Consider the following 14,528-nt stretch of genomic DNA (forward strand, 5'->3'; position numbering starts at 1 on the left):
AATTTGAGCATGAGCAAGACGCCCGCAAAACCTGCTGCCCGGCCGCGCCGGGACCCACCCCAGGGCCGACCACAAGACCGCAAGCCGTTGGGGGCGGCGAGCCCCGTCTCCAACCGCGCCGCGCGCGCCGCAGAGCGGCGGACGGCGATCGTTGCGGCGGCGCTGGACGAGTTCATCGCGCGCGGCTTTGCGGCGGCGCGGCTCGACGACGTGGCCAGGCGCGCCGGCGTCGCCAAGGGAACGATCTATCTGCACTTCAAGGACAAGGAGGCGCTGTTCGAGGAGCTGGTGCGCACCGCGATCGTGCCGCTGATCGCGCGCCTTGCGCCTCCGGAGCAGCCTGTCGGATCGGTGCGCGCGGCGCTGGAGCGCTTTGCTTTCACCTTCATCCAGGAGGTCGCGACCACGCGGCGTGGCGACCTCGTACGGCTGATCGTGGCGGAGGGGCCGCGCTTTCCGGCGATTGCCGATTTCTACTATCGCGAGGTCGTGTCGCGCGGGCTGGCCGTCATGCGCGGCCTGATCGAAACAGGCATTGCCAGGGGCGAAATCCGTCTGCCGGCGCTCAAGGATTATCCGCAGATCGTGGTGGCGCCCGCCATGATCGCCGTGATCTGGAAGAGCCTGTTCGAGCGCCATGCGCCGCTCGATGCGATGGCCATGCTGCGCGTGCATCTTGATTTGATTTTTGGCGAACGGAGCGCGTCATGACGACGTCGCAGACTTTATTTTGCGTGATGGCCATGCTCGCCGCGGCAAGCCTTGGAGGCTGCAACCAGGGGCGCGATCCCGGCTTCCAGGGCTGGGTCGAGGCCGACATGATCTTTGTCAGCCCCGATGAGACCGGGCGCGTCACAAAGCTCGATGTCCGCGAGGGCGACGAGGTCAAGGTCGGCGACCAGCTCTATTCCGTCGACGACGATCTGCAGCAGGCCGATCTCAACCAGAACAATGCGACGCTCGCCAACGCCAAGCAGAGCTACGACCGCGCCGCCGCGCTCTCCAAGACCGGCGCCGGCACGCAGGCCACGCTCGATGCTGCGGTCTCCGGGCTGCGGGTGGCCGAGGCGCATGTCGTGACCTCGCAGACGCGGCTCGCGCGCCGCAAGGGCTTTGCACCGGTCGCGGGTACCATCCAGCAGATCTATTTCCGCGAAGGCGAGATGGTGCCGGCGCAGCGTCCGGTGCTCTCGATCATGCCGCCAGGCAACATGAAGATCCGCTTCTTCGTCTCCGAGACCGAGCTGCCGAAGCTTGCGCTCGGCGACGAGGTGAAGGTCACCTGCGACAATTGCGCGGCGGATCTCACCGCGCGGATCTATTTCATCGCGACGCAAGCCGAATATACCCCGCCGGTGATCTACAGCCTCGATGAGCGCAACAAGCTGGTCTATCTGATCCAGGCTCGGCCCTCGCGGCCGGATGCGCTGCGCGTCGGGCAGCCGATCAGCGTCTATCTCAATCCCAAGACACCCGTCGCGATCAGGCAATGAATGGCGCGCCATCCAACGCAATCGCGATCGACGTCAAGGGCCTGACAAAAACCTTCGGCGGCCGCGAGGTCGTGCATGACCTGTCGATGCAGGTGAAGCGCGGCTCGATCTACGGCTTCCTCGGCCCCAACGGCTCCGGCAAGACCACGACCATCCGCATGCTCTGCGGCTTGCTGACGCCTGACAGCGGCGAGGGCACTTGCCTCGGATACGACATCCGCCGCGACGCCGAGAAGATCAAGCTCAAGGTCGGCTACATGACCCAGCGCTTTTCGCTGTACCAGGACCTCTCGGTGCGGGAGAACCTCGAATTCGTCGCCCGGCTCTATGGCGTGCCGAATGCGCGCACCGCCGCGCGCGACATGATCAAGCGGCTCGGCTTGAGCGGCCGCGAGGAGCAACTCGCCGGCGAACTTTCCGGCGGCTGGAAGCAGCGGCTCGCGCTCGGCGCCTGCACGCTGCCCAATCCGGAGCTGCTGCTGCTGGACGAGCCGACCGCGGGCGTCGATCCCAAGGCGCGGCGCGATTTCTGGAACGAGATCCATGCGCTGGCCGCCGACGGGCTGACCGTACTGGTCTCCACCCATTACATGGACGAGGCCGAGCGCTGCCACGAGATTGCTTACATCGCCTACGGCCATCTGCTGGCACACGGCACGGTGGAGCAGGTGATTGCGCATTCGGCGCTGACGACGTTCACCGTGACCGGCGACGATCTGCAGCATCTCGGTGAAAAGCTGCAGGGACAGCCCGGCGTCGACATGGTCGCGCCGTTCGGCACGTCGCTGCATGTCTCCGGTCGCGACAAAGCTGCGCTCGAGGCCACCATCGCGCCCTGGCGCGACAGGGACGGCCTGAAATGGCAGGTCTCCGCACCGTCGCTGGAGGATGTCTTCATTGAACTGATGAACCGCTCGAAGGACAATTTCCAATGAGCGCCCTTGACGCATCCGCCTCAGTCACCCACACACGCCGGCCCTCGTTCGGCTTCTGGCGTCGCTCCTATGCGATGGTGGTGAAGGAGTTCATCCAGCTTCGCCGCGATCGGGTGTCATTTGCGATGATCGTGATGATCCCGGTGATGCAGCTTTTGCTGTTCGGCTATGCCATCAACACCACGCCGCACAATCTGCCTGCCGCGGTGCTGTTGCAGGAGGACACCGATCTCGGCCGCTCGATCCTGAAGGCGCTGCAGAACACCGCCTATTTCCGCTTCGTCCGCGAGGTGCACACGGTCGAGGAATTCGACAATCTGCTGCTCTCTGGCAAGGTATTGTTCGGCGTCGAGATCCCGCGCGGTTTCGAGCGCGCGGTGCGGCGCGGCGACCATCCCGCGCTGCTGGTTGCGGCCGATGCCACCGATCCGATCGCGGCGAGCTCGGCGCTCTCCTCGCTCAGCGTGGTGGTGCAGACCGCGCTCCAGCACGATCTGTTCGCCGGCGATCCGCCCTCACTGCCCTTCGAGATCCGGGCGCACGCGCGCTACAATCCGGCGGCATCAAGCCGGCTCAACATTGTGCCGGGCCTGGTCGGCACCATCCTGACCATGACGATGCTGATCTTCACCGCTCTGTCTGTGACGCGCGAGATCGAGCGCGGCACCATGGAAAGCCTGTTGTCCATGCCGATCAAGCCGGTCGAGGTGATGTTCGGCAAGATCATCCCCTATGTGATGGTCGGGTTCCTGCAGGCGGCGATGATTCTCGGCATCGGCATCTTCCTCTTTGGTGTCCCGGTGTTCGGCAGCCTTTGGCTGCTGGCGCTGCTCTCGACCTTGTTCATCACCGCCAACCTCGCAATCGGCTACACTTTCTCGACGCTCGCGCAAAACCAGCTGCAGGCCATGCAGCTGTCCATCATGTTCTTTCTGCCGAGCATTCTCCTTTCCGGCTTCATGTTTCCCTTTTTGGGCATGCCGGTCTGGGCGCAATATGTCGGGGAGTGCCTGCCGCTGACGCACTATTTGCGCATCGTGCGTGCCATCATGCTGAAGGGTTCGACCCTGCAGAACCTGCAATACGATGCGCTCGCGCTGGTCGGCCTGACACTGTTCGCCATGACGGTTGCGGTTACGCGCTTCCGCCGTACGCTCGATTGAGGCAGTATCGCAGGCGCGGAATGCGCGAATCCGGGATGCTTTGAATGAGGGCGATCGCACAATTCTGGCGTGATATCTTCGGGCCGCATGAAGCGGCGTCGAAAGAATTCGAGCACATGCTGATGCGGGAGGTGATGCGCACCGAGTTGGTGCGGGTCAGAGCCGTGATCGCGGTGGCAATCGGGATCATCGTCGTCGCCGGCACCGTTCACATTCTTTACCCCGAACTCGTGGAGCGCGTCTGGCACGGCGTCGACCCCAATGCCGTGTTCAGGATCCTATTCGGCCTTATCCTGTTCGAGGTCTGGGTCCACGCGGTGATCAGTAATCACCTGAAGCTCGACCGCGACGTCAGTGTTTACAGGCGATACCTTGGTGCGCTGATCGAAACCAGTGTCCCAACGGTCATCCTCGTGTTGCAGATCGAAAGCATGGGGCCGGTGCAGGCGCTCGGCTTTGTCATGCCGATGGCCTATTTCATCTTCATCATTCTGTCGACGCTTCGGCTGGATTTCTGGCTCTCGACCTTCACCGGCTTTGTCGCAGCGGTCGAGCTTTACGCGGTTGCGATGCATTACAAGCCCGCCGTCAATCCGGACGCGACGCCGGAACTCTATTACCATCTGTCGCGCAGCTTCGTTATCTTGACCTGCGGCATCCTGGCCGGCGCGGTCGGCGTGCAGCTCAGGCGCGGCTTTGCCGCGAGTATACGTGCAGCAACCGCGCGTGACCGGGTCACCAATTTGTTCGGCCAGCATGTCTCGCCGCAGGTGGTCGAACGCCTGATGGCGGAGGGGGCAAGCACGGAAAGCGACATCCGCAGCGTTGCGGTGATGTTCGTCGATTTCCGCAGCTTCACGGCTTCGGCCCGCTCGCGCTCGCCGCAGGAGGTGGTCGAGCGGCTGGACGGTGCCTTCGCCGTGCTGGTCGACATCCTCGACCGTCACGGCGGCATCGTGAACAAGTTTTTGGGCGATGGCTTTCTCGCCTTGTTCGGCGCGCCCTTCGACGCCGCGGACGCTGCGCACCGCGCGGTCGCTGCAGCGCGCGACATGCTCACCGCGATGGAGCGCATCAACGACGTCTCCGACTGGAAGCTGCGCATCGGCATCGGCATTCATTTCGGCGAGGTGGTCGCCGGCAATATCGGGTCGCCTCGGCGAAAGGAGTACACCGTCATCGGGGATACCGTGAATTTTGCCTCGCGGCTGGAGGCGCTGAACAAGGAGTTCGGCTCCCAGCTCTTGATCTCGGCAGCGGTGCGCGAGGCGCTCGGCGAGGACGGCGACGATGCGGTAGCGCTCGGCGAAGTTCCGATCCGGGGCTATGAGCAGCCGATGACCGTCTGGCAATTGGGTTAGGCGCGGGCAGGCTCCGGGGACCGTTGACGTCACCGTTGACGTGGCCTCATATGGTCATCTATATGACCATATGAGTACGTACGACGAGCGCCTGCCGCGTTACCAGCGGCTTCGGGACGACATCGCGATCAGGATCAATCGCAGGGAATTGCGCCCCGGCGATCTCATCCCCTCGGAGGCCGAGCTTGCCGCACAGCACGGCGTTGCGATCGGCACCGTGCGCAAGGCCATCGACCAACTGGTCGCCGACGGCGTGCTGGAGCGCCAACAGGGGCGCGGCACTTTCGTCCGCCGCGCACGTTTCAATTCCTCGCTGTTCCGCTTTTTTCGTTTTCAGTCCGAGAGTGGCGAGCGGCGGGTCCCGCAGAGCCGAATTCTCGGGCGCAAGGTCGTCGCAGCGCCGTCCGCCGTGGCTAGCGCGTTACGCCTGCCGGCCGGCGAGCCTGTCATCATCCTTTCACGTCTGCGCCTGATCGACGGCGAGCCGTTGCTTGCCGAAGAGATATGGCTGCAGAAGTCGCGTTTCGAGCCGGTGCTCACGATGCAATCGGAAGATTTCGGCGACCTGCTTTATCCGCTCTACGAACAGCGCTGTGGGCAGGTCGTGGTGTCGGCCGACGAAGACCTCTCGGTCGAGACCGCGACAGCCATGCAGGCGCGGCTGTTGCGGCTGGACGAGGGCGCGCCGCTGATCGTGATCGAACGGCTCGCCTTCGATCTCGAGCGGCACCCGATCGAATGGCGCCGCTCACGCGGGCCGGCGACGCGGTTTCGCTATCACGTCGAAATTCGCTGAGAAGCCAAAAAACACAAAAGACGACGCAAGAGGAAATCAAGGACGCTACGAATGGCAAATTGGTACAGCGAAAGCTCGCCGCTGGAGCGGCGGACGTTCTGGGCAAGTTTTGGCGGCTGGGCGCTGGACGCGCTCGACGTCCAGATGTTCTCGCTCGCGATCCCCGCTCTCATCGCGACCTTCCACATCACCAAGGCCGAAGCCGGGCTGCTCGGCTCGATCACGCTGTTCTTTGGGGCGATCGGCGGCTGGGTCGGCGGCGCGCTCGGCGACCGCTTTGGCCGGGTCAGGGCGCTACAGATCACGATTGCGACCTTCGCTGTCGCGACCTTCGCCTCGGCCTTTGCCATGAGCTACGGCCAGCTCGTGGCGCTGAAGGCGATCCAGGGTCTGGGCTTCGGCGCGGAATGGGCCTGCGGCGCGGTGCTGATGGCCGAGATCATTCGCCCCGAGCATCGCGGTACGGCGCTCGGCGCGGTGCAGAGCGCCTGGGCAGTCGGCTGGGGCACGGCCGTCGTGCTCTCGGCGGTGGTGTTCACCTATGCGCCTGCCGAGATCGGCTGGCGCATCTTGTTCGCGCTTGGGCTGTTGCCGGCGCTGCTGATCCTCTATGTCCGGCGTGGGTTGAAAGAACCGGCGCGCGCTGACAAGGTCGAGGCGCGGCCACCCTTGCTCGCGACTGTGACGGGGATTTTTCATGCCGATGTGTTGCGCTCCACTTTGGTTGGCGGCCTGTTCGGCGTCGGCGCCCACGGTGGCTATGCAGCGCTGACGACGTTCCTGCCGACCTTCCTGCGCGAGGAGCGGCATCTGTCGGTGCTCGGCTCGAGTGCTTATCTCGCAGTGATCATCATCGCTTTCTTCTGCGGCTGCGTGGTCTCGGGCTACTTCAGCGATCGCTTCGGCCGCCGCGCCAATGTCACCTTGTTCGCGGCCGCCTGCGTTGCGACCGTGCTTGCATATATTTTTGCGCCGCTGTCGAACACCGAAATGCTCGTGCTCGGCTTCCCGCTCGGCTTCTTCTCCGCAGGAATTCCGGCGAGCATGGCCGCGCTGTTCAGCGAGCTTTATCCGGCCGGTGTGCGCGGCACCGGCGTCGGCTTCTGCTACAATTTCGGCCGGGTCGTCTCCGCGGCTTTTCCGTTCCTGGTTGGCTTTCTCGCCGACCGCATTGGGCTCGGGCCCGCGATCGGCATCGACGCCGCCTTTGCCTATTCGCTGGTGCTGCTTGCGGTCATGCTGCTGCCGGAGACGCGCGGAAAAGTGTTCGAGAAGGAAGGCGCCGCCGCGCGCGCGTAAGGAACGGGATCGGGGACGAAGCCTTTGCATGAAGCGCCGCAATTTGCGATCGATACGCACGCCCACGTCTTTCATCGTGAGCTCAAGCTCGCGGCCGGCCGTCGCTATGCGCCCGACTACAACGCGCCGCTGTCGCTCTATCTGCGGCGGCTCGACCAGAACGGCACGACCAACGGCGTCCTGGTGCAACCAAGCTTTCTCGGCACCGACAACTCCTACATCGTGGACTGCTTGAAACAGGCCAAAGGCCGCCTGCGCGGTATCGCCGTGCTGGATCCCACCATTTCATCGCATGACATGCTGACGCTCGACAGGGCTGGCGTCGTCGGCATCCGCCTCAATCTGGTGGGGCAGAAGCTGCCCGATCTGACCGCGCCGGAATGGAAGGCGCTGCTTGCCGATTTGAGGTCCGCCAATTGGCAGGTCGAGATCCAGCGCAGTGCGTCCGACCTTGTCTGCATCGTGCCACGGCTGCTCGATGCAGGTGTCGCCGTGGTGCTGGATCACTACACGCTGCCCGATCCCATGCTCGGCGTCGGCGATCCCGCGTTCCAGTCCATCCTCCAATTCGGCGCGACGGGTCGGGTCTGGGTGAAGATGTCCGCGCCCTATCGCAACGGCCCGAACGGCGACGCCTTCGCCAGGCAGGCCTATCCCTTGCTACGCGCGTCCTTCGGTCTCGATCATCTGTTCTGGGGCAGCGACTGGCCGCACACCCAGTTCGAGAGGAGCGAGACTTACGCGAAGAACCGGCGTTTTCTCGACGAGCTCATCACTGACGCCGACGAACGCGCCAGGGTGCTGATTGCTCCGAGATCATTGTTTCGCTTCTAGCCGGCGTCAGGGTCGTGTAATCGGAAAAGACCCTAGATCGCAGGAAGAGGCGAGGCCATGCAGCGGCGCTACATCACTGTCGACGTCTTCACTGATCGTGCCTTCGGCGGCAATCCGCTCGCCGTGGTGCTGGATGCGCAAGGCCTCACCACGGCGCAGATGCAGGCGATCGCGACGGAGTTCAACTATTCCGAGACGACTTTCGTGCTCCCGGCGCGCGAGGCTGGCCATGACGCACATGTGCGCATTTTCACCCCGGTTCGCGAGCTTCCCTTCGCAGGCCATCCCAATGTCGGCACGGCCTTTGTGCTGGCCCGGCAGGCGGCAAAGCAACCGGCGCACCTGAGCTTCGAGGAGGACGCGGGTCTCGTGCCGATCGACATCCTGACCGAAGGTGAGAAGGTGGTTGGCGCGGAGCTCACCGCACCGCAGCCGCTCAAGAGGCTTACGCAGGTCTCAGCGGCCGAGGCGGCGAGCCTGATCTCGCTGGCAACTGACGATGTCGCAACCAGCCGCCATCCACCCCAGATCGTCTCGGTCGGAACGCCCTTCCTGGTCGCGGAGATTCATTCGCGCGACGCGCTGCGCCGGGCAAAGCCGGACGCCGCCGCCTTCGCCCGTATCTTTCCGTGCGATGGTGCCTTTGCGATCTATTTCTATACCCGCGATGTGGCGCCGGCGGAGGCGCCCTGCGAATTGCAGGCGCGCATGTTCTTTCCCGGCTCGAGCGGTCTCATCGAGGACCCCGCAACGGGGAGCGCCACGGTCGCGGCGGCGGCGCTGTTGGCTGATATCGATCGCACGCGAGACGGCGAATTGCGGCTTGCCATCGGGCAGGGCTTTGACATGGGACGGCCGAGCCTGCTTTTGACGCGCGTGGTCAAGCAGGCGGGCAAGTCCGTCTCCGCCCATGTCGGCGGCCGCTGCGCGCCCATGATGCAGGGGACGCTGTGGCTGGAGGGCGAAGCACGTTAGCCCGTTCCATCATTCCGGGGCGATGCGAAGCATCGAACCCGGAATCTCGAGATTCTCAGGTGCGCAATTGCGCACCATAGTTCGATGCTTCGCATCGCCCCGGAATGACGGACAGAGTGGTCGCCGCCTAAACCTGCCGCGGCGCCAGATTTTCCGTCTTCGCGCCGTCCCGTTGCTGGATGATCTCCGCGATCATCCGGCGGTGGCAGTGGCGGTGGTCGCGCTCGTAGCAGAGCAGGCAGACCGGGCCAGCTTTCATGACCAACGTGGCGAGCTCGTCCATTTCCTGCCGCGCCTCCGGCTTCTTCAGATGCGCCGCGTAGATCTTCTCAAGCGCGGGATAGTCGCCGCTGCGTGCGGCCTGCCTGCCTTCCTTCGGCGTGCCCAGCGCTTTCAGGTGCACATAGGCAATGCCGCGCTCATCGAGTGCGGCCGCAAGCTGGTTCTTGGAGAAGCCGGGCCGCCGCGAGGAGGTGACCGCGCGCACATCGACCAGGAGCTTGACGCCCGCGCCTTGCAGCTCATCGAGCACCGCTTTTTGCGGCGTCTGCTCATAGCCGATGGTGAAAAGCTTTTTCGCCCTGGCCATCGAATTCCTCATTTTGGGGCGGTTTCGTTGCGCTAACCGTTATCGCTTCGCTCGAAAAGGCTTTGCATCAGCGCGCGCGCTCGATCAACTCCATCGCGCCTGCGGGCGCGCGCACCTTGCCCTCGTGGATCACATAGGCATAGACGTCGCGCGGTCTCTTGGGCGCGCTCGTCGCACCAACGCGCGGCAGATCGTCCGGTTCGCCGCCACTCGCCCAGATCTGCAGGCGCTTGGCCCACTCATCCAGCTGTTTGGGCGGATAGCAGGTGGCAATGTCGTCATTGCCTTTCTGCAGCCGCGCATAGACGAAGTCGCCGACCACGTCTGCAATGCCGGGATAGGTCGCATGCTCGGCGAACACCACCGGAATCTCGAACTGCCTGAGCAGCGCGATAAAGGCGGGCGTGCGGAAACTGTCGTGGCGCACCTCGACCACGTGGCGCAGCTTGTGCCCGTCCATCTCGCGCGGCAACAGTTCCAGGAACTTGCCGAAATCCACCTCGTCGAATTTCTTGGTCGGCGCAAACTGCCAGAGCACGGGTCCCAGCCGGTCGCCAAGCTCCAGCACGCCGGTGTTGTAGAAATGCTTGATGGAGTCGCCTGCCTCCGCCAGCACGCGGCGGTTGGTGGTGAAGCGCGAGCCCTTGACCGAGAACACGAAGCCATCGGGCACCTCGCGCGCCCATTTGCGAAAGCTCTCCGGCTTCTGCGAGCCGTAATAGGTGCCGTTGATCTCGATCGAGGTCAGCTTCGAGCCGGCATATTCCAGCTCCTTCGCCTGTGGCAGCTTGTCGGGATAAAACACCCCGCGCCAGGGCGCGAAGGTCCAGCCGCCCACACCGATAAAAATGTGACCCAACCCTTGCGCCGCGACTGAGGGCCTTGGGGTAGGGGATTTGGCAGGCGATTTGGGGCCCGCTGGGACCGTTGTGGAAGGCGCCTTCGCGGCAGACTTCTTTGCGGCAACCTTCTTCGCCGGGGCCTTGTTCGCGGAGTCCTTGGCGGACGACTTTTTTGTCGAGGCTTTTTTTGCTTGCTTGGCCACGCGGCAGGTCTCATGTCCGGGAAGCGGGAATGCTTGCGGCATCAAGACTAGTCAAATTGACGCGCATTGGCCAGCACGGGCGGCGAAACTCCGAAGACCGGCCTGCCTTCGCTTCAGCCGTGGTGGTGGTGCCGGTGATGGGGTCGACGCGGCACAGCAGCGTAACCGTCCGGTCGCTCGATCGGCGCGACATATGAGGGAAAGGGATAGTGCCCGCGATAGATCGGGTTGCCGGGCCCGTAGTTCTGGCAGTTGGCGCTCGGATAGTACTGGGCGCAATAGCCGGGGTTTTCGACCGCGGCCTGTGCCCGCGCTTGACTGGAGAACGCGGTCGCCACCACCACCGCGCCTAACATTGCAGTTTTGATCACTCATCACCTCCGGCGGTTCTTTCCCGGCAGAACACTGCTCCTGCGCGTCTATTCCCTCGTGCAGATTCGCATGTCTCATGTGCTTAACCCCTGCTCAAGTTCAAGGTAAGCTGCGTTCAAGAAAAGGAGAATGGAATGCGGATCATGTTGGCTCTCGCGCTTGCCTCGATCGCCTCTGGCGCATTGGCGGATGAAGTCCAGGATGCACACAAGCTCGCGCTGCAGGGACGCGATTCCTACTGGAATTGCTTGGCACGCGAGTATTCCCGGCCCGACACAAAGGCCATGTCGGCGCAGGATTTCATGGCTGATATCGCAAGCGCCTGTCCGTCCGAGCGGCAAAATTTTCGGGTGACGCTGCTGGATTACTTCAGCCTGCAATTCCCGGATAACGCGGCGGACGCCAACCTCAACACGGCAAACCATGCCATCGAACTTGCGCAGAAGGACATTGTGACGGCCTTCGCCCACCGGAAGGGGGTGGCGAACTAACCTTGCCGGCGCGTCGTTCCATGGTATCAATTCAGCCGAGCCAAAGGGGATAGTTCGGTATGACGTCGCAGTCCTTCGCCGGCCTGTTGGGCACGATCGTCGCGATCGTCGTGCTGGGTGCGGCCGTCTATTATGGGCCGATTGGGCAGTTCGGAAAACCGCCCAAGCCGGCCACCTTAGCCCAGCCCGAGGCCCAGCCGGCTGCGCCTGCTGCGCCGGTCCCGCGGGGCCCGGTGATTCGCGAGGTTCCGAACTAGAAAGCCCCGCAGCCCACCCGCCCCTTGCGGAACGGCCTGGGCATACCTATTTCTCTGTCAACGGCGCTGTTGAAAACCCGTTCTCGCGGGATTTGGGCGCTGGACGACCACGAAATAGCCAGGCTGCGCCGGATGTACGCGCGCCAGTTATTCGTGGTCGTAAGCATTTCTCCACCATTTCGTGCATTTTCGAGCCCTTTTCCCGGGCCGATCCGGCTTGGCAGGGCGTGGTGCGGCGGATATACGCTTCGCCTGCATGAACGAAGCCCTCCTAGTCACCGCCGAAATCTCGCAAGCCAGCGCGGCCACGCCGGTGCTGTCTGTTGTCGTCCCCACCTTCAATGAGCGCGAAAACGTTCGCAAGCTCTACGGCAAGCTGCAGGTGGCGCTGAAAGGCATCGCCTGGGAAGTCGTCTATGTCGACGACAATTCCCCCGACACCACCTGGGAGGTGGTGCGCGAACTCGCGCAGCAGGACGGCCGGGTGCGCTGCATCAGACGAATCGGCCGGCGCGGCCTGTCGGGCGCCTGCATCGAGGGGATCCTGGCGTCCTGCGCGCCCTACGTCGCTGTCATGGATGCGGACCTCCAGCATGACGAGACGCAGCTGCCGAAGATGCTGTCGCTGCTGCAGAGCGGCGCCGCCGAGCTCGTGATCGGCAGCCGCTATATCGAGGGCGGCAGCGCCGACAGCTTCAACAAACACCGCGCCAGCGCCAGCGCCCTTGCGACCGAAGTTGCCAAGCGCGCGCTGGGTGTCGAGGTCGCCGATCCCATGAGCGGCTTTTTCATGATCCGCCGCGACCGTTTCGAGCAGCTCGCGCCGAAGCTGTCGACGCAGGGCTTCAAGATCCTGCTCGACGTCATCGCGACCGCCCGCGGCGAGCTGAAGACCGTCGAGGTTCCCTATACGTTCGGCTCGCGGCTGCATGGCGAAAGCAAACTCGATTCCATGGTGGCGCTGGATTTCCTCGGGCTCGTGCTCGCCAAGCTCACCAACGACGTGGTGTCGCTGCGCTTCCTGTTGTTTGCAATGGTCGGCGGAACCGGCCTGTTCGTGCATCTTGGCACGCTGTTTATCGGCTTGAACGTGCTCGACCTGCCGTTCGCGGAGGCGCAAGGGCTGGGTGCCTTCATCGCCATGACTACCAATTTCATCCTGAACAATTTTCTGACCTATCGCGACCAGCGGCTGAAAGGGTTCGCCATCCTCGGCGGCCTGTTTGCCTTTTATCTGGTTTGCAGCGTCGGCCTGTTTGCCAATGTCGGCGTGGCGTTCTCGGTCTATGACCAGGAGCCGATCTGGTGGCTTGCCGGCGCTGCGGGGGCCTTGATGGGCGTGGTGTGGAATTACGCAATGTCCGGGCTGTTCGTCTGGCGCAAGCGATGACGTTTTCGATGAGCCCGGGCGACCGACGGCTCGTCCGCAATACGGCTCTCACAATACTTGGCTTGACCGCGCTGCGGCTTGTCGCTGCGGCGTGGACACCGCTGACCTTCGACGAAGCCTATTATTGGCTATGGTCCAAGCATCTCGCCGGCGGCTATTACGACCATCCGCCGATGGTCGCGCTCGTCATCCGCGCCGGCACCATGATCGCCGGCGACACCGAGCTCGGCGTGCGGCTGGTCTCGGTGCTGCTGGCGCTGCCGATGAGCTATTGGCTGTTTCGCACCGCCTCCGTCCTGTTCGGCGGCATCCGGGTTGCGGCGATCGCGGCACTTCTGATCAATGTCACGCTGATGGCGGCGGTCGGCACCATGATCGTCACGCCCGATGCGCCGCTGTTGGTCGCTTCGAGCCTCGTGCTGTTCTGTCTCGCCAAGCTCCTGGAAAGCGGGCGCGGCGCCTGGTGGCTTGCGGTCGGCGCCGCGGTCGGCGCGGCGCTGTTGTCAAAATACACCGCGTTGTTCTTCGGACCCGCAATTCTCATCTGGCTGCTGGCGACGCCGCAGCAGCGGCGCTGGCTGCTCACGCCCTGGCCCTATCTCGGCGGGCTGGTCGCCGCCGTACTGTTTCTCCCGGTCATCCTCTGGAACGCCGACCATCAATGGGTCTCCTTCCTCAAGCAGCTCACGGGCAGGGCACATTTTGAGGATTTCCGGCCCGCTTATATCGCGGAGCTGATCCCGACCCAGTTCGTCTTTGCGACCCCGTTCGTTTTCATCCTGGGTACGATGGGGCTCTATGCCCTGATCCGCTACAAGACCGGCGCCTTGTCGACGCGGGTGCTGATCAGCTCAATGTTCTGGACCATCGCGCTCTATTTCGTCTGGCACTCGCTGCATGCGCGGGTCGAGGCGAACTGGTTCGCGCCGGTCTATCCGCCCTTTGTCATTGCAGCGGCGGTGGCGGCGCATCTCGTGCCCTGGGAGCGCCGCGCTCAGGCGCTCTCCGATTTCTGCCGGCGCTGGGCGGCGCCGGTCGGCGTCGTGATGTTCGCGGGCCTGATCGTGCAGGCCAATACCGGCGTGCTGACCGGCTTCAGGCGCGACGCGACTGTACGCAGCGTTGGCGTCGGTTGGCGCGAGCTTGCTGGCCAGATCGAAGCGGTGCGCACGCGCAGCGGCGCCACCTGCCTGTTGGTGCCCGATTATGGCACCACGAGTTGGTTGACCTTCTATCTACCGCCCGGCACCTGCGTCGTGCAACCGAACCAGCGCATCCGCTGGGTCAATATGGGCGAGCCCGATGCGCCGAAGCTTGCGGCTCCCTTGCTTTATGTCGATGAGCTTCGTCCATGGCAATCGCCCTATCTGAAAGAGCATTTCGGGCAGATCGAACGGGTCGCCGAACTTCAGCGCAAGCGCGGGTCGCTGGTCATCGAGACCTATGGGCTCGACCTCGTGCGCGAGCCGAAGGGCGATGTGCTCGACCGCTCACCGCCGCCGGAGCTTGCGCCTTAGGGCAGGCCCTT

16 protein-coding genes are annotated in these 14,528 nt (G+C 63.8%); 13 read left to right on the forward strand and 3 right to left on the reverse strand.

Going from position 1 to position 14,528, the window contains the following annotated elements:
• The first annotated feature begins 9 nt into the window (after positions 1-9).
• From A3AI_RS0130725 to A3AI_RS0130765, 9 genes are all read left to right on the forward strand, one after another.
• A complete protein-coding gene (locus tag A3AI_RS0130725) occupies positions 10-711 on the forward strand; it encodes a TetR/AcrR family transcriptional regulator (protein WP_024519256.1) in 702 nt (233 codons plus the stop codon).
• Positions 708-1,493: an HlyD family secretion protein gene (locus tag A3AI_RS0130730; protein ID WP_024519257.1), complete on the forward strand. Its 786-nt coding sequence runs from the start codon at positions 708-710 to the stop codon at positions 1,491-1,493. Before A3AI_RS0130725 ends, A3AI_RS0130730 begins: the two co-directional genes overlap by 4 nt.
• Positions 1,490-2,428, forward strand: a complete 939-nt coding sequence (locus A3AI_RS0130735; protein ID WP_024519258.1) for an ABC transporter ATP-binding protein — start codon at positions 1,490-1,492, stop codon at positions 2,426-2,428. The genes A3AI_RS0130730 and A3AI_RS0130735 overlap by 4 nt, the downstream gene beginning before the upstream one ends.
• Positions 2,425-3,591: an ABC transporter permease gene (locus A3AI_RS0130740; RefSeq protein WP_024519259.1), complete on the forward strand. Its 1,167-nt coding sequence runs from the start codon at positions 2,425-2,427 to the stop codon at positions 3,589-3,591. The genes A3AI_RS0130735 and A3AI_RS0130740 overlap by 4 nt, the downstream gene beginning before the upstream one ends.
• A gap of 44 nt (positions 3,592-3,635) precedes the next feature.
• Positions 3,636-4,952 (forward strand): adenylate/guanylate cyclase domain-containing protein, encoded by a 1,317-nt coding sequence (locus A3AI_RS0130745; RefSeq protein ID WP_024519260.1) that lies wholly within the window; start codon positions 3,636-3,638, stop codon positions 4,950-4,952.
• Positions 4,953-5,022: 70 nt separating this feature from the next.
• Positions 5,023-5,748 carry a GntR family transcriptional regulator gene (locus A3AI_RS0130750; protein ID WP_024519261.1) on the forward strand — a complete coding sequence of 242 codons (726 nt, stop codon included), beginning with the start codon at positions 5,023-5,025 and terminating at the stop codon, positions 5,746-5,748.
• A gap of 51 nt (positions 5,749-5,799) precedes the next feature.
• Complete coding sequence (locus tag A3AI_RS0130755; protein ID WP_024519262.1) at positions 5,800-7,047, forward strand: MFS transporter; 1,248 nt, start codon at positions 5,800-5,802, stop codon at positions 7,045-7,047.
• Between the two features lie 24 nt (positions 7,048-7,071).
• A complete protein-coding gene (locus A3AI_RS0130760; RefSeq protein WP_024519263.1) occupies positions 7,072-7,881 on the forward strand; it encodes an amidohydrolase family protein in 810 nt (269 codons plus the stop codon).
• A gap of 57 nt (positions 7,882-7,938) precedes the next feature.
• Positions 7,939-8,856: a PhzF family phenazine biosynthesis protein gene (locus A3AI_RS0130765; protein WP_024519264.1), complete on the forward strand. Its 918-nt coding sequence runs from the start codon at positions 7,939-7,941 to the stop codon at positions 8,854-8,856.
• Positions 8,857-8,983: 127 nt separating this feature from the next.
• Here the strand turns inward: A3AI_RS0130765 and A3AI_RS0130770 are convergent, their stop codons facing one another.
• From A3AI_RS0130770 to A3AI_RS43700, 3 genes are all read right to left on the reverse strand, one after another.
• On the reverse strand, positions 8,984-9,445 hold the full coding sequence (locus tag A3AI_RS0130770; protein WP_024519265.1) for a DUF488 domain-containing protein: 462 nt from the start codon (positions 9,443-9,445) through the stop codon (positions 8,984-8,986).
• A gap of 67 nt (positions 9,446-9,512) precedes the next feature.
• On the reverse strand, positions 9,513-10,304 hold the full coding sequence (locus A3AI_RS43695) for a DUF72 domain-containing protein (RefSeq protein ID WP_036050115.1): 792 nt from the start codon (positions 10,302-10,304) through the stop codon (positions 9,513-9,515).
• A gap of 299 nt (positions 10,305-10,603) precedes the next feature.
• Positions 10,604-10,861 carry a hypothetical protein gene (locus tag A3AI_RS43700; RefSeq protein ID WP_156928011.1) on the reverse strand — a complete coding sequence of 86 codons (258 nt, stop codon included), beginning with the start codon at positions 10,859-10,861 and terminating at the stop codon, positions 10,604-10,606.
• 135 nt (positions 10,862-10,996) lie between these two features.
• On the opposite strand from A3AI_RS43700, the gene A3AI_RS0130780 reads away from it, so the two are divergent.
• From A3AI_RS0130780 to A3AI_RS0130795, 4 genes are all read left to right on the forward strand, one after another.
• Positions 10,997-11,353 carry a hypothetical protein gene (locus A3AI_RS0130780; protein WP_024519267.1) on the forward strand — a complete coding sequence of 119 codons (357 nt, stop codon included), beginning with the start codon at positions 10,997-10,999 and terminating at the stop codon, positions 11,351-11,353.
• A gap of 59 nt (positions 11,354-11,412) precedes the next feature.
• Positions 11,413-11,610: a hypothetical protein gene (locus A3AI_RS0130785; protein ID WP_024519268.1), complete on the forward strand. Its 198-nt coding sequence runs from the start codon at positions 11,413-11,415 to the stop codon at positions 11,608-11,610.
• Between the two features lie 256 nt (positions 11,611-11,866).
• Positions 11,867-13,000, forward strand: coding sequence for a glycosyltransferase (locus tag A3AI_RS0130790; RefSeq protein ID WP_024519269.1), 1,134 nt, complete (start codon positions 11,867-11,869; stop codon positions 12,998-13,000).
• Positions 12,997-14,517 carry a glycosyltransferase family 39 protein gene (locus tag A3AI_RS0130795; RefSeq protein ID WP_245286990.1) on the forward strand — a complete coding sequence of 507 codons (1,521 nt, stop codon included), beginning with the start codon at positions 12,997-12,999 and terminating at the stop codon, positions 14,515-14,517. The genes A3AI_RS0130790 and A3AI_RS0130795 overlap by 4 nt, the downstream gene beginning before the upstream one ends.
• The last annotated feature ends 11 nt before the right edge of the window (positions 14,518-14,528 follow it).

It is taken from the genome of Bradyrhizobium sp. Tv2a-2, from assembly GCF_000472425.1.
Classification (GTDB): Bacteria; Pseudomonadota; Alphaproteobacteria; order Rhizobiales; family Xanthobacteraceae; genus Bradyrhizobium.